General features: G+C 36.3%; 15 protein-coding genes. 3 read left to right on the forward strand and 12 right to left on the reverse strand.

Features of this window, described 5'->3' with window-relative positions:
- Nucleotides 1-10: 10 nt before the first annotated feature.
- The 12 genes from HRT96_RS07290 to galU all read right to left on the reverse strand — a co-directional run bounded on the left by HRT96_RS07290 (nucleotide 11) and on the right by galU (nucleotide 12,027).
- Nucleotides 11-1,234, reverse strand: coding sequence for an outer membrane beta-barrel protein (locus tag HRT96_RS07290; RefSeq protein ID WP_293154353.1), 1,224 nt, complete (start codon nucleotides 1,232-1,234; stop codon nucleotides 11-13).
- 567 nt (nucleotides 1,235-1,801) lie between these two features.
- The gene (locus tag HRT96_RS07295) at nucleotides 1,802-2,287 is read right to left on the reverse strand and encodes a glycosyltransferase (RefSeq protein WP_293154356.1); all 486 of its coding nucleotides are present in this window, start codon (nucleotides 2,285-2,287) and stop codon (nucleotides 1,802-1,804) included.
- Nucleotides 2,284-2,733 (reverse strand): hypothetical protein, encoded by a 450-nt coding sequence (locus HRT96_RS07300; RefSeq protein ID WP_293154359.1) that lies wholly within the window; start codon nucleotides 2,731-2,733, stop codon nucleotides 2,284-2,286. Before HRT96_RS07300 ends, HRT96_RS07295 begins: the two co-directional genes overlap by 4 nt.
- Entirely contained in the window at nucleotides 2,720-3,775 is a 1,056-nt protein-coding gene (locus HRT96_RS07305; protein ID WP_293154362.1) for a glycosyltransferase family 4 protein, read from the reverse strand. The genes HRT96_RS07300 and HRT96_RS07305 overlap by 14 nt, the downstream gene beginning before the upstream one ends.
- On the reverse strand, nucleotides 3,776-4,333 hold the full coding sequence (locus HRT96_RS07310; protein WP_293154365.1) for a serine O-acetyltransferase: 558 nt from the start codon (nucleotides 4,331-4,333) through the stop codon (nucleotides 3,776-3,778).
- Nucleotides 4,334-4,375: 42 nt separating this feature from the next.
- On the reverse strand, nucleotides 4,376-5,377 hold the full coding sequence (locus HRT96_RS07315) for a glycosyltransferase family 2 protein (RefSeq protein WP_293154368.1): 1,002 nt from the start codon (nucleotides 5,375-5,377) through the stop codon (nucleotides 4,376-4,378).
- Between the two features lie 32 nt (nucleotides 5,378-5,409).
- The gene (locus tag HRT96_RS07320) at nucleotides 5,410-6,519 is read right to left on the reverse strand and encodes a polysaccharide pyruvyl transferase family protein (protein ID WP_293154371.1); all 1,110 of its coding nucleotides are present in this window, start codon (nucleotides 6,517-6,519) and stop codon (nucleotides 5,410-5,412) included.
- 48 nt (nucleotides 6,520-6,567) lie between these two features.
- A complete protein-coding gene (locus HRT96_RS07325; RefSeq protein WP_293154375.1) occupies nucleotides 6,568-7,608 on the reverse strand; it encodes a nitroreductase family protein in 1,041 nt (346 codons plus the stop codon).
- Between the two features lie 44 nt (nucleotides 7,609-7,652).
- Nucleotides 7,653-9,080 (reverse strand): lipopolysaccharide biosynthesis protein, encoded by a 1,428-nt coding sequence (locus HRT96_RS07330; RefSeq protein ID WP_293154378.1) that lies wholly within the window; start codon nucleotides 9,078-9,080, stop codon nucleotides 7,653-7,655.
- A 19-nt stretch (nucleotides 9,081-9,099) separates the two neighbouring features.
- Nucleotides 9,100-10,395 carry an O-antigen ligase family protein gene (locus tag HRT96_RS07335; protein ID WP_293154381.1) on the reverse strand — a complete coding sequence of 432 codons (1,296 nt, stop codon included), beginning with the start codon at nucleotides 10,393-10,395 and terminating at the stop codon, nucleotides 9,100-9,102.
- On the reverse strand, nucleotides 10,395-11,069 hold the full coding sequence (locus HRT96_RS07340) for a UDP binding domain-containing protein (protein ID WP_293154384.1): 675 nt from the start codon (nucleotides 11,067-11,069) through the stop codon (nucleotides 10,395-10,397). The genes HRT96_RS07335 and HRT96_RS07340 overlap by 1 nt, the downstream gene beginning before the upstream one ends.
- 88 nt (nucleotides 11,070-11,157) lie before the next feature.
- A complete protein-coding gene (galU, locus tag HRT96_RS07345; RefSeq protein ID WP_293154387.1) occupies nucleotides 11,158-12,027 on the reverse strand; it encodes a UTP--glucose-1-phosphate uridylyltransferase GalU in 870 nt (289 codons plus the stop codon).
- Nucleotides 12,028-12,581: 554 nt separating this feature from the next.
- Here galU and HRT96_RS07350 point away from each other — a divergent pair.
- The 3 genes from HRT96_RS07350 to HRT96_RS07360 all read left to right on the forward strand — a co-directional run bounded on the left by HRT96_RS07350 (nucleotide 12,582) and on the right by HRT96_RS07360 (nucleotide 16,476).
- Nucleotides 12,582-13,238 carry a transglutaminase-like cysteine peptidase gene (locus tag HRT96_RS07350; protein WP_293154389.1) on the forward strand — a complete coding sequence of 219 codons (657 nt, stop codon included), beginning with the start codon at nucleotides 12,582-12,584 and terminating at the stop codon, nucleotides 13,236-13,238.
- A gap of 115 nt (nucleotides 13,239-13,353) precedes the next feature.
- Nucleotides 13,354-15,369, forward strand: a complete 2,016-nt coding sequence (locus HRT96_RS07355) for an EAL domain-containing protein (RefSeq protein WP_293154392.1) — start codon at nucleotides 13,354-13,356, stop codon at nucleotides 15,367-15,369.
- A gap of 231 nt (nucleotides 15,370-15,600) precedes the next feature.
- On the forward strand, nucleotides 15,601-16,476 hold the full coding sequence (locus HRT96_RS07360) for a hypothetical protein (protein WP_293154395.1): 876 nt from the start codon (nucleotides 15,601-15,603) through the stop codon (nucleotides 16,474-16,476).
- Nucleotides 16,477-16,536 lie beyond the last annotated feature (60 nt).

The raw sequence follows: 16,536 nt of genomic DNA on the forward strand, positions 1-16,536 counted from the left end.
GCAGAACATGTTATAGGGTAAATGTAAGGTTTAAACCGGTGACAAATTTGTCATAAGAAATGTTTTGCTGGTTAGAATCGTTATTGATCATTTCAGCATACAGCGACGCGTCTAACCATTGCGTAAATGAGTAATCAACAGCCGCGGTATATTTCAAGTATTCATCTAAACGGTTATTCGCTTCATTTTCATATTCGTCTTGTTGATAAGTCACAGCCAGTGAGGTATCAACTTTTGAACTCCAGGCGTGAACCCAAGATAGATCAACATCACGCTCTACTAAGTAAGAGCCATCTGCAGAATCAGGGTCTTGTGAAGCCTGTGTCGTTGACAGATAGAAAGAGGTATAACGTAGCGGTTGCCACTTAGCACCGATATCCCAAGTTAAGCCATCAAAATCGTCAATCGCAGTGTTCTCAAATTGTTTAAATTCAAAACCTAACTTACCATCGAGAGTAATGACTGACGAACTCTGCCACTTCAAACCCAGCAGCGCATTATAAACATCAGAATCTTTTAGTGATGCGGTATCATAACGAATGTAATCACCGTTTAGGGTCAGCGATACTTCGGTAAATGCGTTGGTATTGTAATAAAAAGTGGTACCCAATAAGTTGTTTGATACGTTGCTGTCGGCGGTAGCAAACACATTGTTGTTGTTATAATCGATGGTACCTGCTTCAGTGGTAAATGCGATACGCGCCTGCGTGCTGCGCATACCATATTCATAGGTTGCGGTTAACAACAGGTCTGAATAACGGATCAAGTCCGCATTCGGATCAAAAGCACCTTCACTTAATCCCGAACCACGTTGCTCAGAAATACTCGCTATCGACGCAGAAAAATCAAAACGGTGTGATTTACCATTTTCAATATGCACAGCGACACCCAAGTCACCATCAACATAGTTATCATCCGCATTTTCTGCATAAGTGCCAGCGTTCAGGCCAACATCAAACGAGAGGGTGTTAATACCATTATCAATTTTAAAACTAATCGCAGGTGCTACAATTAATACCGCACTACTTGTTTCATTATTCGTTTGGTTATAAATGTTATCATCGTATTTAGCGTCTATACTTAGTGACGGCGTGACTTGAGTACCAGATTTAGTCGTGTATGTGTCAGTGCTGCTGTCAGGTGCTGCAATAGTTGGCAGGCTAAATATTGCAAGCAACGCCGTCGCTAAGACACTTTTTTTAGCGCTTAGCGTGCTGTGATTGAACTTAGTCATAATTAATTTTAATCCCTTAATTGTGAGTTTAAATGCTACTGATAAATAAAATTCATTAACGATGAATGAGAAAAAAAGTAATTACATCCTTTAATTAACAACAACTATTTCTTAATGTTAAACAACAAAGCAACACGGTTAATTATACTAATCAGATAATATTTAAATGGTATTTAGTATGCTAATACTGCATACCCAACTTGTTTACATTATTTTTAGACACAGTTTAACCCTACCATAGCGGGTATTGAGTACATATGAAGTGTGAGTGAAATCAACATATTAAGGTACGGATTAATGAAGTGGATAAGAGTTATCTAATGCTTTAGTTTGAAGTGGTATTAGTGAAATAAAGTGAGATCTAAGTAGTGTGTACAAATGTTTATTCGTTCATCATTATGATGATTTCCTTTCTTTGGACCGATTTTTTAAATAGCCCCCTCCATTTCCGATAACTTTCAATTTCCAGCAATAGTAACGCAACTGTGATTATGTAAAATTAAATAAAGCTGAAATGGTTTATCTTTGCCTGTTATTTTCGCCTTGAAAAAGACAACATCAATAAAATCACCCTAATATTTTTTCAAGATTGTTTATCAATCTGATATATTCATCCGAATCATTAAGCCCACCAGAGACCAACTCATCTTTTCTATTCAATAAATCAAATAATTCGTCTTTCGATTTTGCGACATATACACCTTCTACATTAGCAAACGATTCTGATGTAGCTAGTTGGTGATCATTGCGGTGTTCATTCAGTGATGCTTTTCGAGGGAAAATAATAATAGGTTTCTTTACTCTTAAAGCGGTTAAAATAGAACCCATTCCAGCATGCGATACTAGAACATTACATTGAGAAATATATTTTTCAAACTGTTCTGGTTCTACAGACTGAAACACTGTCATATTATCAGATTTAAATTTTGACTTACCAACTTGAGCTACAATTTGACGAACCTGATGAACCTGATTAACCGATTGAACCCATTCATCAACACTCTCCGCTAAACGATCAAAAGGAATTTGAGTTCCGACAGTAACTAATATCATATAACTCTTCCTATATATTGAGTACGTTTATTCGCAAGGTGTTCCCACTGCGTAAAACTATTATGAGCGAAATACGACGCAACAAATCCTGATAATGATATTTTTTCGGAGTTCGCGATACTGTCTAACCAAATGGTTTTTGAACCAAGTAGTCTTGCGATAATAATTGTAATTAAACCGGGTAATGCCCCCGTTGTTATAACATGTGTTGGTTTTTCTTTTCTTAATATACTTAATAAGCCAGACACAACATTAAATAGTCGAGATATTGTATCTCGGCTGATATCACCAATAACATAGTAATTATCACTGTCAGATAACTCAGTTGGTTTTTCATAAGTGCACGCATACACCACATTATTTGATGCAAAAAGTGGTAATAAACGGCACAGTTGAACCCAGTGACCACCAGGTGAGGATATAGCTAATATTTTATTTTTGTTCATTTGACAAACCCAAAAGTGATTCTTTATTTAAAAGGCTAAAATATAAGCATTCCCATTTAGGTAATACTATTTTAGACGAAAAATGTGCTAAATAGTATTCTTTTGCTTTCCTAGTAACTTGGCAGTCACTCTCAAAGACATAGTTAAGCTTGTTTGTAATAGCGTCAATATCACCAGGCTCGATCAAGTAACCAGTTTCACCTTCGATAATGACCTCTGGAATGCCCCCAACAGGCGTTGAAATAATAGGTATTTCGCAAGCCATAGCTTCGATGATCACCATAGGTAATCCCTCATTATACGACGGCAAAATAAATACACTACACTCACTTAATAGTTGTGTTTTTTGTTCTATATTTACCCATCCATGATTGGTTATAGAGGCATTCATATTTAATTTATCAATAAGCTCTTGAACATATTCGTTTTCACCTGATCCACAAATATGCAAATGACAATCGTCAGGTAATTTACTAACCGCTTTGATTAGATCATATATGCCTTTTCGTGGAATAAAAGCACCTAAAAATAATATGTGATTCGTTTTACGTTTAAGGTCTTTCTTTTCAATATCAACATAGTTATTTATCACCAATGTTTTTCTACTTGATATCGATAAAATAAATCTTTGCCAGCTATCCGATAAAACCACAAATTCATCAATCGACTTGATAAGCCAAAGAATAAGTTTTTTACGTAAACGACCACTACTTGCATAATAATCTTTGAATTCAGAACCGTGCAGATGAACAATTGATTTGTGGTTAAATACTTTAGCAATCGCAATAAAAAGTAATTTTCTGAAAAAACTGCCTTTATACGACATATGACAGTGTAATATGAGGTCTTTTTCTTTTATACAAAAATAGAGTAATTTGAAAGTAGCGGATATAAACAGATATAAATCATGCCATTTACTTTTACCCTCGTGTGATCCTATTCGGGTATGTTTTTTGTTGTCGAATAAACCATTATCAATATAGCCCTGTATTACAGAATCTATACCACCTTTTTGAACTGTACCTAGAGTTAAAATATGCATTTAAATATCTTCATTTAATATGTATGGGTTTTCAATTATTGAAGAGGACCCCTTATACGATATAATTTTACTTGGGTTACCCACAACCACAGCATTATCAGGCACATCTTTAGTCACAACAGCATTAGCACCAATAATTACATTGTTACCTATAGTTATGCCACCTAAAACACAGCATCCGGTGCCAAGATATACGTTATCGCCGATTACTGGATACTTACCTGATTTACCTGCAATTGTTACGTTATGCACAATAGTAAAATTGCTACCAATTATTACATTAGCCCCAAAAGTTGTAGAAAATACATGGCGTATACAAAATGCTGGGCCAATATTAGCTCGATATTGAATATCAGAAACTAATACCCTTTTATAGTATATAAACATCAACTTAGGGATAAGCTGCAGTAGTTTATTGTATTCTAAATATTTAGCTAAACGCATCCAAAAACTGAATTTAAAACCTTTAACAAAAAAAATACTTTTAAGAAAAAGTAAAAAATTCACTCGGCCATGGTAACGATATAAATCAGACTTAATTAACTTAAAAACACTCATAAATCATCCTTGAAATAAACATGTGAAATTGCTATGCCTCAATTAAAAAACCTTACCTTGTATCGTCAAATTGGGTTTACCAACACGCATAAATAAAGAAAGCAACAGCGTGATAAAACCTACATGCCAGGTTAATAAGGTATTAGCTGCACTTTTCATATTTTTTTTCCGCACTGAAAACATAATAAAAATAGCAAACCAACTAGCAATAAATATCAATATCGAGCCACTAACACTAATCAGTGTAAAATAATTAACAGTGGCCAAACCAGCTAAAATTAAAGCATTGAGAATTAGCGGCATAAATAAATACCATAAATGTTTTACACATAGACTAAACCAAGGTTTACCTAAGGCACTTTTTAATAACGCACCATTGGCAAATAGTCGGCCATTACGCCACAAACGACATATTCGCTGTAAATTTCCTTCTCTATGCCCAGTATGCATGACCGAATTTACTGGCAAACGTTTTAACAACCAATTTTGACTCAATAACCTAACCCCTAACTCAAATTCTTCTCGTGCAAGCAGTGCCGAATGAGAGAAGTAGCCAACGCTATCAATAGCCTTTTTACGATAAAAACCACCGCCGCCTAAGTGCTTTTCATTTTTAATCAATGACATTTCTCCGTAAACGGCAGCTCGCCTTCTGTCTTCGTCTGACATATATTGGGTATCAACCAACTTTCCTGCAACTCCCGCAACTTGTGAATTTTCACGCAAGTATTTCATTGCTTCAACAAGAAATCCCTCACAGAGTTCCATATCGCCATCAAGTAAATACAAGTATTCACCTGAAGCATGTTGATAACCTAGTTGGGGTGCAGCACCACAACCAACATCAGCTTGATTTTCAAACTGAACAATTTTCACTGGATATTGTTTGGCTATTTCAATGGTTTTATCTGTTGATAATGAATCAACCAAGATAATTTCACTGGCATAGGATTTAGCTTCTCCTATACACGACTCAATACACGCCGCAATATTACGCTCTTCATTTAATGCTTTAATAATAAAAGTTATTTCTATATCTTTCATCGGTGTATCCAGTTTTGTCTAAAGTCGTAAAATTACGCTAATGCGTCAGCCAAAAATGTAGCTGACGAGCCTCTAAGCTCGGCCAGTTTTGTATTTACCTGTGCATAATCAATTTTCATTAACTCTTGAGTTAACTCAACAGGGTCAACATCACCACGATAAATATGATGCGTTAGCTCTAATAACGAAAGTAAACTTTCTAGACGAGTTAAGCCTCTATTATCGTTAGGGTAATATATAAATGGAACTTCAAACAAAATAGCAAAACAAACACAATGAAATGAATCGGTAATAACCAATTTACTTTCTTTAATATTTCGTAACCAGCTATCAACGGGCCTGTAATAATGTGAACGCCCTTTTGACGAATAATATATATTCTTCTCGGTAAAGTTTAATATTGCAGCAGCATTGTTAATAAACGCCTCAAAATCACTGTCAACATCTAATTTGTAGTAAACAAGATCGGCTGTATAATCTTCTGATTTATCACCGATAATGTCATCAAAAAAGGCACGACCAACTAATAAGGTTGGATCTAATACATGCTCAGCATTTACCATGAAGGTATTTTTACAAATATCGACACCAGATTTTTCTCTTACAGAAATAGCATCAAAAGATTGAATTTCGGTGGCAATTTTAGCCGTATCTTCTTTATTCAATTCCCAAAAATCATTACCAAAACTTGCCGCATAAGAAATTTTTTTAACCCCCGCATCTAAAAATGCTAAAAAATAAACTAAAGAAGAGTTACCTGTATATGACGGACGCCATACTTGATCACTACCAACAATGGCATGGCTATAACTTAAATCTGCTTGGCTAAGTTCATCAAAAGTGTGAAACGTTTTAGCACTTGTCGGCAGCCACTTATCTCTAAATTCTTGAAATATTTCAGGGTTAACAAATAAGTCATGTGTTATTTTTTGTTCTTTTAGGCCTAAATCCATCAAAATAGCTTTGATATGGCTTTTTAATTTAGCCTTCCACTTAACCTTAGCCCTTTTAGGCATAAAGTTAATATGTTCAGATTGATAACCTAATTCATTTGTCACATAACAATGTAAAGCCGCCGCCTGTAACACTGCACCATAGTTATGGTTTGAGTAATGATAATTAACAATGCCAATTTTTTTCATATAGCCCTCTAAAGTAATTCCTTTATAAATAACCGTTTCACTCTTTATTTAAATAACACGTAAAACATCGTCTAAATCACGACGGGGTGATCTAGGTACTAGCGTTTCATCTGGTGCATAACCGATAGCAATGAGCATAATAATTCGTAACGAAGGATCTAACGCTAAAAGTTTATGGGCGGCTTTATCTGCTTTAGGTTTTACACACCAGTTCAAACAGCAAGAACTTATATTGTGTGACTTCAAGGCTAAAATAAAACTCATTGAAAATAAGCCACCATCAACATAGGGCTCATGTCGCTCTGTTGCGCCAAAAAAACAACTTGCATCAGTCAATATTACCGCGATATGTGGCGCTAAGTGACCAAAGCCAACATTACCATTTTGATGGGATAACAATTTTTGTTTTAATACAGGATCACTGACGATGGTTACCTTTACCGGCTGTCTGTTACATGCAGAAGGTGATAATTGACTTATACGCACAACATTTTCAAGCAACTCACTAGCGACTGGCTCAGCTGAAAATGCTCTGACACTTCTACGTGCATTCATTAATAATGAAAATTGCTCACTGTAATTTATTTCATCTACATCGAGTTGTGTTATTTCACAAGGGGTGTTGTATGCGCTTCGTTCACAACTATAAGTTGTTAAAAAGGTTTCTAGCTCGTTTGTAATAACATTATTAGCATCTAGCTTGTAATCAACAATTCGATCGTAATAACTTTGCAGCGTGCCAATGGCACCACGGTAAATAGAATCTTTTTCATCAACAACTTCGGTGCGTTGCCACTTACTAATCAGTACCATTGTCGCCCGTGCTGGCGCTAAGCCAAAAAGCCTTTTAGGCCCAGGCATTACTAAGCCTTTTTCTAATTTATGATATTGAAATAACAGCTCTGAGCTAATAATTGATCTTTTTGCATTAGCCACAGTCCAATGCATGGCTTTATAGTCTTGAGAGATATCATACAAATAGTAGCGTAGCTTAACGACTCTCAACATTTCAGTTTTTGTACGATAATATACGCCCCATATTAAAGGAGATTTTTGTAAAATCTGTTTCAAATTACTTTTTAATGACAAAATTTAACTCCTATAAATTTACAATTAAAATAACTGTTCAGATATTATTTTCTGAACAGTTTTAGTTTTTTAAAACCACCAATAATCAGAAACCATGAAATAGCGAGTACAGCAATTAAAGAGTAAGTTAGAAGAATACTATCAAAAGAAGATATAACGATTGCAGCAACTACATGAAACAAAATTAGCGGCATTATATTAATGGTAAGTACAGATAGCAGTGATTGTACTTGTTGCACACACCTTAATAATAATCCCATAGCGACAACGTTCATAAACGTAGAGGCTATGGCATATATAAGCACTGTTTTAGCTAAATCGTAATCTAGGTAAATACACAGAAGTAACGTGCCAATTCGAACGAAAAAGTTACCAACATGAAAGATTAAACGCGTATGTTGTTTATTCATCACATCGAATAAACCACCAAATGCTTGTACCAACAGTGTCGACATAGCAAAGTACGATAAAAAGCTGGCTAAGACTCCGGCATCCCCCCACTTGTCGCCTAAAACAATAACAAATAAAGAATCACCGACAACCGATAACACGGAAAAAGGGATCAATAAAAAAGCAAATAGTACCGTAAAAAAAACATTGGTATTTTTCTTGATTTTATCTATATCATCATTAGCTTTATCTTCTGAAATTTTTTGCATAAATGTTTTTGATATGGCACTACCAAGCGCTGTAACCGGTATATTAACCAAGCGATTAGCGATGGCAAACAACCCTGCGGCTACGGAAGAAAAGTAAGCGGCAACAATTATAACCGGTAGCTGTAACATGCTATTAATTAACAGCATTGAAGGAGTATTGTATTGCAGATAACGCTTATATTTAGTAACAATAAAACCATTGGATATAGTTGTATTTTTCTGACCTTGATAACGCTTTAATGTTGGTAGTAAATAGAAAATAGCGAACACACTTGCAATCACTCTCGCTAAGATCAAATTACCAACAAAGGCATAACCACTAAAGCCACTTAAAATAGCAATACCTCTATCAGATATCCCCTCGACTACTTTCGAGGTGCTAACCTTACCAAAAACCTTAACTCGAACGCCCAAATAAGTAATAGTGACATAAATACTTTGTAATAAAACTAACAGTGGAATCGAATATACAATTAAAGGATTAGATTTAATCTTTAACAAAGAGACTACATCTTCATTAAAAAAATAGAGCGCTATACTGATAAACAAACAAAAAACGTAAGTAAGAGATAAAGACAACCTAAATATCTTAATAGCTTCGTCTTCGCTTTTTGGAATTAAAATAGCTAAGTGCAGACTAAGCGTAGAGAGCGTCGCCAAAATAAGGCTTATCGCAAGTAAAGATGAAAACTCACCGTAGGCTTCTACGCTATATAGACGGGTAATAATTGGGATCGCAATAATTCCAATTATTTGACCAATAGTATTTCCAACTAAAAGTTTACTTGTGTTTTTAATAAAATTTGAAGGCATATGTGTCATTCCTAATCTATCACTGAATATCTGGATCATTCATCATTTCAGTTCGAAATAACCACATGAAATAAAGTAATACGCCACCAATACTGATACACCAGGAAGCAGTAAAAAAGCTAATTGGTAATAACGATAATGTAAATGACATTAAAAAAGCATATGTTGCAGCGGAGTATGGATCTGTATTATCGGTTTTTCTGTAGTATTGAAAATATGTTTTCATAGACTGAAAAGTAAACACTATCCATATTATAAATCCAAAAGGCCCAAACTGAAATAAGGACGAATAAGCACCCGCATCTACAATATTGTTATGATCTTCTGAATTTAATATATTGTTTATTGAACCATTAGAAGACATAGAACCTATACCCAACCCTCCACTTTGAATATATGTATCATAGAAATGTGACACTGTTTCAAAACGAACATAGATATTACTTTCTGAATCATGCAGTGACATATTTGATAAACCTTCGATATGTTCAGAAAAAACAATTGGAAATACGAATGCAACAGCTAAAAAAACCATCACATATAATCTAAATGATTTCTTTGTCAGCCCTTTAATATACATAAGTGTAAGAGTTGCAACGCCCATAGCAAGAAACCCCATGCGACTCTCCATAATAAATGCTTGAACTAAAAATAATAATCCAGCGGTTATCAATAAAATTTGGTTTTCTTTTTTAGTTCTGCTCCCTGTTATCAAAAGGGCTACTACAGCAACAAAACCAAAGATCACCTCATTTTTAAGAAGAACAATTCGTCTTACATCGAGTGAAAAAAAAGCGGAACGCCTTTGATATTCATCTAGGAAGGCCAAGTTACTGATTCGATCTATTATCAGTAAAGTAGATATTAATATTGCAACCCATATAAACGACCAAATAATTTCTTTACTCGTATATTTAAAAAAATACATAAAATAAAAAACAAATATTGGAGAAAAAACATAAAGAGAGGGAAGCCAATCCTTCATAGGTTTCACAAATACGAAATTAGCAGATATAAAAGACACAACAAAAAAAACAAAAAAGGCCAAAATCGGATAGTAAAAACTCTTAATTTCACAAAAATCTTTATCTCTAGCTAATCTAAATACAGATAAAAATAAAAAACAGATCATCGAAAAAGCGAATAGCCAAGCGCCTAACACCGTATCAAAGCCAATTAACTTTGTAATAAGACCATCACTTTCAAAAACAATTAAGCACATCAAAGTCACTTTGAAATAAGAAATTTTATTTTCTTTAATAGAATTAAATAAATTGTTTTCTGGTTTATCAATACGCTTTAAATCAGTCATCATTAATCACTACCAAACAAATCACGCGTACAAACCTTATCAACCACGTCTTGCAGCGCTGTTTCCATACGGTTCGATACAATCACATCTGACATGGCTTTAAACGCGTTAAGATCAGTAATCACTTGAGAGTTAAAGAAGGAATCTTCATTTAACACCGGTTCATAAATAATCACTTCAATGCCTTTCGCTTTAATCCGTTTCATCACGCCTTGAATAGACGATGCGCGGAAATTATCCGAGCCAGTTTTCATGATCAGGCGATAAATACCCACCACTTTGGGCTGCTTATTGATAATAGAAAAAGCGATGTGGTCTTTAGGTAAGCAATAACCACCATAACCAAATGAGGGGTTGTTGTAGTGATTACCGATACGTGGGTCGAGTCCAACCGCTTCTACTGATGAAGTATCAAAATAATTATTATCTGTCGGCGTCGCAATAATGACATAATCCGCATTTTCGTAAGCGTCATATTTATTGGTCGTCGCGGTTAAGTTTAAGGCTTTATTGGCGAGGAAGTCTTCTATTTCGGCATCCGCAATCGGTGATTTTCGGTCGTTAATTAATACGACTTTATCGGCAATAATATCAAACGCTATCACGTTATTATGCTGGGCTAATAACACCGCATTCGACAGATCAACGTAGCCAGTCCCTGCTATCGTAATATTCATAAACGTCCCTGATGTATAAAGATGACAGACTCCGCTGTCATTTATTGCCAGTAGTTTTGTCTAAAACTACTGTGTCTAACCTAAATTATTATGATTGCTTTTCGGTTTTCTTTTTACCTAATTCTGCTTTAGAATCTTGCAGATATACGTTTTCGTAGCAGTAGTTGATCGCATCGATGTAGCCCTCTACTGAGCCACAGTCAAACCGCTTACCTTTAAATTTGTATGCAATGACACACCCTTCTTGCGCTTGTTTTAATAATGCGTCGGTGATTTGGATCTCTCCCCCTTTACCGGGTTGGGTATTCTCAATGTACTCAAAGATATCTGGCGTCAGAATATAACGGCCAATAATCGCAAGGTTGCTTGGTTCAGTACCTTTCGCGGGTTTTTCTACCATGTCAGTAACACGGTAGAGATCGTCACGAATTTGGTCACCGGCAATAACACCATACTTATGAATATCATCAGCAGGTACCTCTTCCACGGCAATAATCGAACAACGGAATTGCTTGTACAGTGCCACCATTTGTTCGAGCACGCCTTTGCCTTCATTGACACAAAGGTCATCGGCAAGTACCACCGCAAACGGTTCGTCACCCACAAGTTCCCGTCCCGTTAAAATGGCATGACCTAAACCTTTCATTTCACTTTGACGAATGTAAGTAAAGTGCGCCGATTCGATAATTTCACGAATATCATCAAGTAACTCTTCTTTGTTGGTACCCTTGATTTGATCTTCTAACTCGTAGTTTTTATCAAAATGGTCCATTAATGAATGTTTGCCGCGACCCGTCACAATACACATGCCGTTCATACCCGCTTCAATCGCTTCATCAACGCCGTATTCAATTAACGGCTTATTGACGACAGGCATCATTTCTTTTGGCATTGATTTGGTGGCGGGTAAAAAACGTGTGCCGTAACCAGCTGCAGGGAATAAACATTTTTTGATCATGATATGTACTCTCTAGTAAGGTTAAGACATGACTCTAGGTAAAGTTAAACATTCGGCCACGCTACCGCTATTATTTGTAATTTTACAAAACCGCTAAAACAAACGTTTACGCTGCATATTTAATACATACGTTATTATATAAAACAGAAACGCATTTACTCGCTCATAAACAGAGCCTTTAACAACAACTAAATTCATCAACTAAGACTCTCTAAATTGTCTATTAACGTGACAAAGATAAATCACCAGCGCCATAAATACGTTACAGCACACGCATCAAACTGTCTATAGTTCAAAGACATATATAGCGACAGGTATGTTACAGAAAGATTAAAACACCCAATTACTTAACGTCATAACCCAACATCACCAGCGCATTAGTTGACATTTCTAAATTAATTTTCAATTAATCATCACGTCTGCCAAATACGGAATAATCGCCTGATATAGTATTAGATAAGTTTGAGTGTTTGGGATGATTTACTAATATGCTATGCTTTTTCTACTATTATTTTAGCTATGATTTGAGCTGACAGAATGGATCTTTATAATTCATGATTTCTAAACACCTGTATTTACCCTGGTTGATTATCGCGTTAAGCACTTCTCCAGCCACCGCATATATCAGCCAATCTTTTAGTTATGATTTTTATCACCAATTAGCATTGGAATATGGTGATGATGCCACTGCAAGAGCTAAACGCTGGCAGTCACTGCTCGAATCATCAAAATTAAGCTCGGAGTGGGATAAAGTGAATAAAATAAATAATTTTTTTAATCGTGAAATTATTTACAAAACCGATAGGGAATTATGGAAAAAACATGACTATTGGGCTTCACCAGCCGAAACCATTGGTCAAGGCATGGGAGATTGTGAAGATTTTGTGATTGCTAAATTCTTTAGCTTGATCGCGTTAGGCATCCCTGAAGACAAACTACGCTTAATGTACGTTCGCCATCTCAAGGTTAATCAGCCGCACATGGTATTGTTATATACCGAGAACAAAACAGCAAAAACGGTGGTATTAGACAATTTTAATCCACAGATATTACCGACCAGTTTGCGTCGAGATTTAAAACCGATTTACAGCTTTAACGGCCAAGGTCTATGGACAGCAAAGGCAAAAAGCCGAGGGAAAAAAGTAACCAATAGTCGCGGCGTATCGGCATGGCGAGATCTTGTGACAAAAATTGAAAAAAATAATATTTAATATTAACCGGGTAACGCTTTATGCAAATTCATTCATGATTATATTAGCTAAGCCACTATTTTAACTTATATCTGATACTCTGCTAGCATCACGCCTCAATTATAAAATGTATTTAATGAAACAAAGGAACTGTTTTATCAATAAATCTAAGCTTAGTTTGAGTACCCAGCTCTATACCCTTATTTTAACTATCGTGAGCATTAGTTTTATCGGTTCGCAAATCATCAATATCAAAACCACCCGCGATTATCTCAACCAACAATTACAATCACACGCACAAGATACGGCCACCAGCTTAGGTTTATCTATTTCTCCTTATATGGATAAAGACAATATTGTCATTGCAGAAACCATGATCTCGGCAATTTTTGATTCCGGTTATTACCAATCGATCATTTTGACTGACTTAGCCGATAGCGTCATATTTTCGGCTTACAATGATGATTATATTGAAGGGGTTCCCTGCCACTTTATGAATACCAATACCTTAACCGCCCCGATTGTATTCTCTGAAATTAATGACGGTTGGGATATAGTGGCAACGTTAAGTGTGCAAGCGAATACCGGCGTATCCTATACCAAGCTATGGCAGCAAACTCGTGATCATTTTTTCTTATCATTGATCATTTCATTTATATCATTATTGCTTGCCCATTATATTATTAAAGCTGTACTAGCCCCATTAGCCAGGTTAGAGCAGCAAGCCAATGCAGTATGTCAAAAACAATTCCCACTGATTAATAATACTGCTTTTACGCGGGAAATCAGTTCTGTGACGACCGCCATGAATAACATGGTTACTAATATCCAAGCCAATTTTGATGAGCTAAATCAACATGCAGAAAAACTCTGTCGTCAAATTTATATCGACCCACTCACTGAGTTAGGGAATCGAAAAGCATTCGACAAACACTTTAGTCATTTACAGCACACCCTGAGCCATGATGATCAATATATTATCGGCATGGTATTATTGCCCTCATTGAATACCATTAATGCTCAATCTGGTTATCATGCTGGTGACGAATATATAAAACGCGCGGTGGCCGTCATTCAAGCCATATTTAAGCCCATTATGATCACTCAGTTATTTCGTTCACACGGGGGTAGCTTGCTGTTTACCATTAAGAGTAGTGATGTAGGCAGTATTGATATATGCCATCAACTCAATACACAGTTCACGATGTTAAATTCGTTAGCATACAGTGACGGCTTTGCAAATGTGATTGCGACATCATTTACTCAACGCGAAAAGCTAGCAAACTTGTTAGCCAACCTTGATACCTTGCATACACAAGAAGTATCGTCCAATAAACAAGGTATTATTTATACTAACCGGACAAATTCACCAGATTTTGGTTTTCAACAATGGAGCCATATCATCGACATCTTAGTGGCCAATAACGAAGTTGAATTGGTGTGCCAACCAACGGTAATGTGTGATGCTAATACCCCCTTGTACCATGAGATATTTAGCCAATTCTTATTTGAAAAAATACATCTACCTAACAGCCAATTATTTGCGATGGCAGAACGTTTAAATAAGTCTGAAGCGTTAGACAAAATTGTGTTACTAAAGTTAGCACAGCTTAACCTTAATGACCGCTTCGATGTCATCGGTATTAACTTAACCAATCAGTCCCTGCACTGCTTAGAATTTAGGGATTGGTTAACCCATTTCTATGCGCAAAATCGCGAGAAGTTACCTAACTTAGTCTTTGAAGTGAATGAAGATGCTGTACTGTCGTCGATCGAATCAAGTTGCGCTTTCATTACCTTTGTTAACTCACTCGGCATTAAAGTCTGTATTGACCATTTTGGTTCTAGCTTTACCTCATTCAAATATTTAAAAGGGCTAAATATTCAATACTTAAAAATTGATGGTTCTTATATTCGCCACCTTGACGTAGAACCAGAAAACAACGCTTTCATTCAAGCTATTACTCATATTGCTCACAGTGTCGGAATCAAAGTGTTAGCTGCACATATTGAAAGCAAAAGTATTTTTAACCTCATTAAAGAACTAAATTGCGATGCAGCCCAAGGTATCTACATTCATAAGCAATTCGAATTAGCTAAATCTAGCCATGCAATGACTTACGCAGCCATTGAAGAGTCAATGCAACCATAATTTCGTTAATGACAATCATGTATATCGGTTTATCCGGCTAATGTAGCGATTAACAATCAAGATGATACGCTAGCCGATATATTATTAACATTCAATGACTTAACTGTACACGGCCAAGCTAAACAGCTTTAAAAACCAACGATTTTCATGGTAGCATGTTACTGATTAGGTACGTAGGCAGCTGTTAAATACTTACCTGTTAACTATATCCATAGATAAGGAATTTATTTAATGAAAAAACTAACTTTAGCTAGTTTACTTCTTACATCATTGAGTGCCCCCATGCTCGCGACAGCGGCAGACGTTGCAACGGCAGAAAATACGGACGCAGTGACTAGCACCGAACTCGCACAAGTTGAACCAGTTGCTAAAGGCAATACAACCCCTGTTATTAGCAACGAACTTGCACAGGCAGAATCAATTGCTAAAGACAATGCCGACCCTGTTATTAGCAACGAACTTGCACAAGCAAAATCAATTGCTAAAGACAATACGGTCCCAGTCATTAGCAACGAACTTGCACAAGCAAAATCAATTGCTAAAGACAATACGGTCCCAGTCATTAGCAACGAACTTGCACAAGCAAAATCAATGGTGCAAGAAAATGTACCCGCATTATCAAATACAGAAAACACCATCACATTAGCCAGTTTACCGACTGAAGTTGACAGTGTGACTGCTGAGTTATCACCTGCTGAGTTAATTATTCAAGCCATTGCTAATGATCCAGCTAATGCCCAAGACATTATTGCACAAGCATTTGCATCGATGAACAGTGTCGAAGAAATGGAAACACTATTATCCAATATACTTGCAAGCAGCGGTGACGATCCACTTTTAGTTCAATCAGTTGCCGCCGCGATGATTGAGGCTGGCGTTGACTCAGATACGGTGGTGGCATTAGCCGTCGCCCAGGGCATCGATGCGACATTAGTATCAGAAGCTACGGCAGCAGGTCCTGAATCTGCGGTTGGATTGACCGTTTCGGAAGTAGCAGCCGCGAGAGCCGCCGGCGTTGCGGCAGCGATTGCAGCTAGCGTCTCTCCACGTAAAACACCAAACAATCCCGGTAATGGCGGCAATGGTGGTATCTCGAAGAACGTTTAAACATCACAATTAATGCCACAAATACGTATTTCAAAGACCCTTTTAGGGTCTTTTTGTTTT

Source organism: Moritella sp. (assembly GCF_013215705.1).
In the GTDB taxonomy this organism is placed as follows: domain Bacteria; phylum Pseudomonadota; class Gammaproteobacteria; order Enterobacterales; family Moritellaceae; genus Moritella.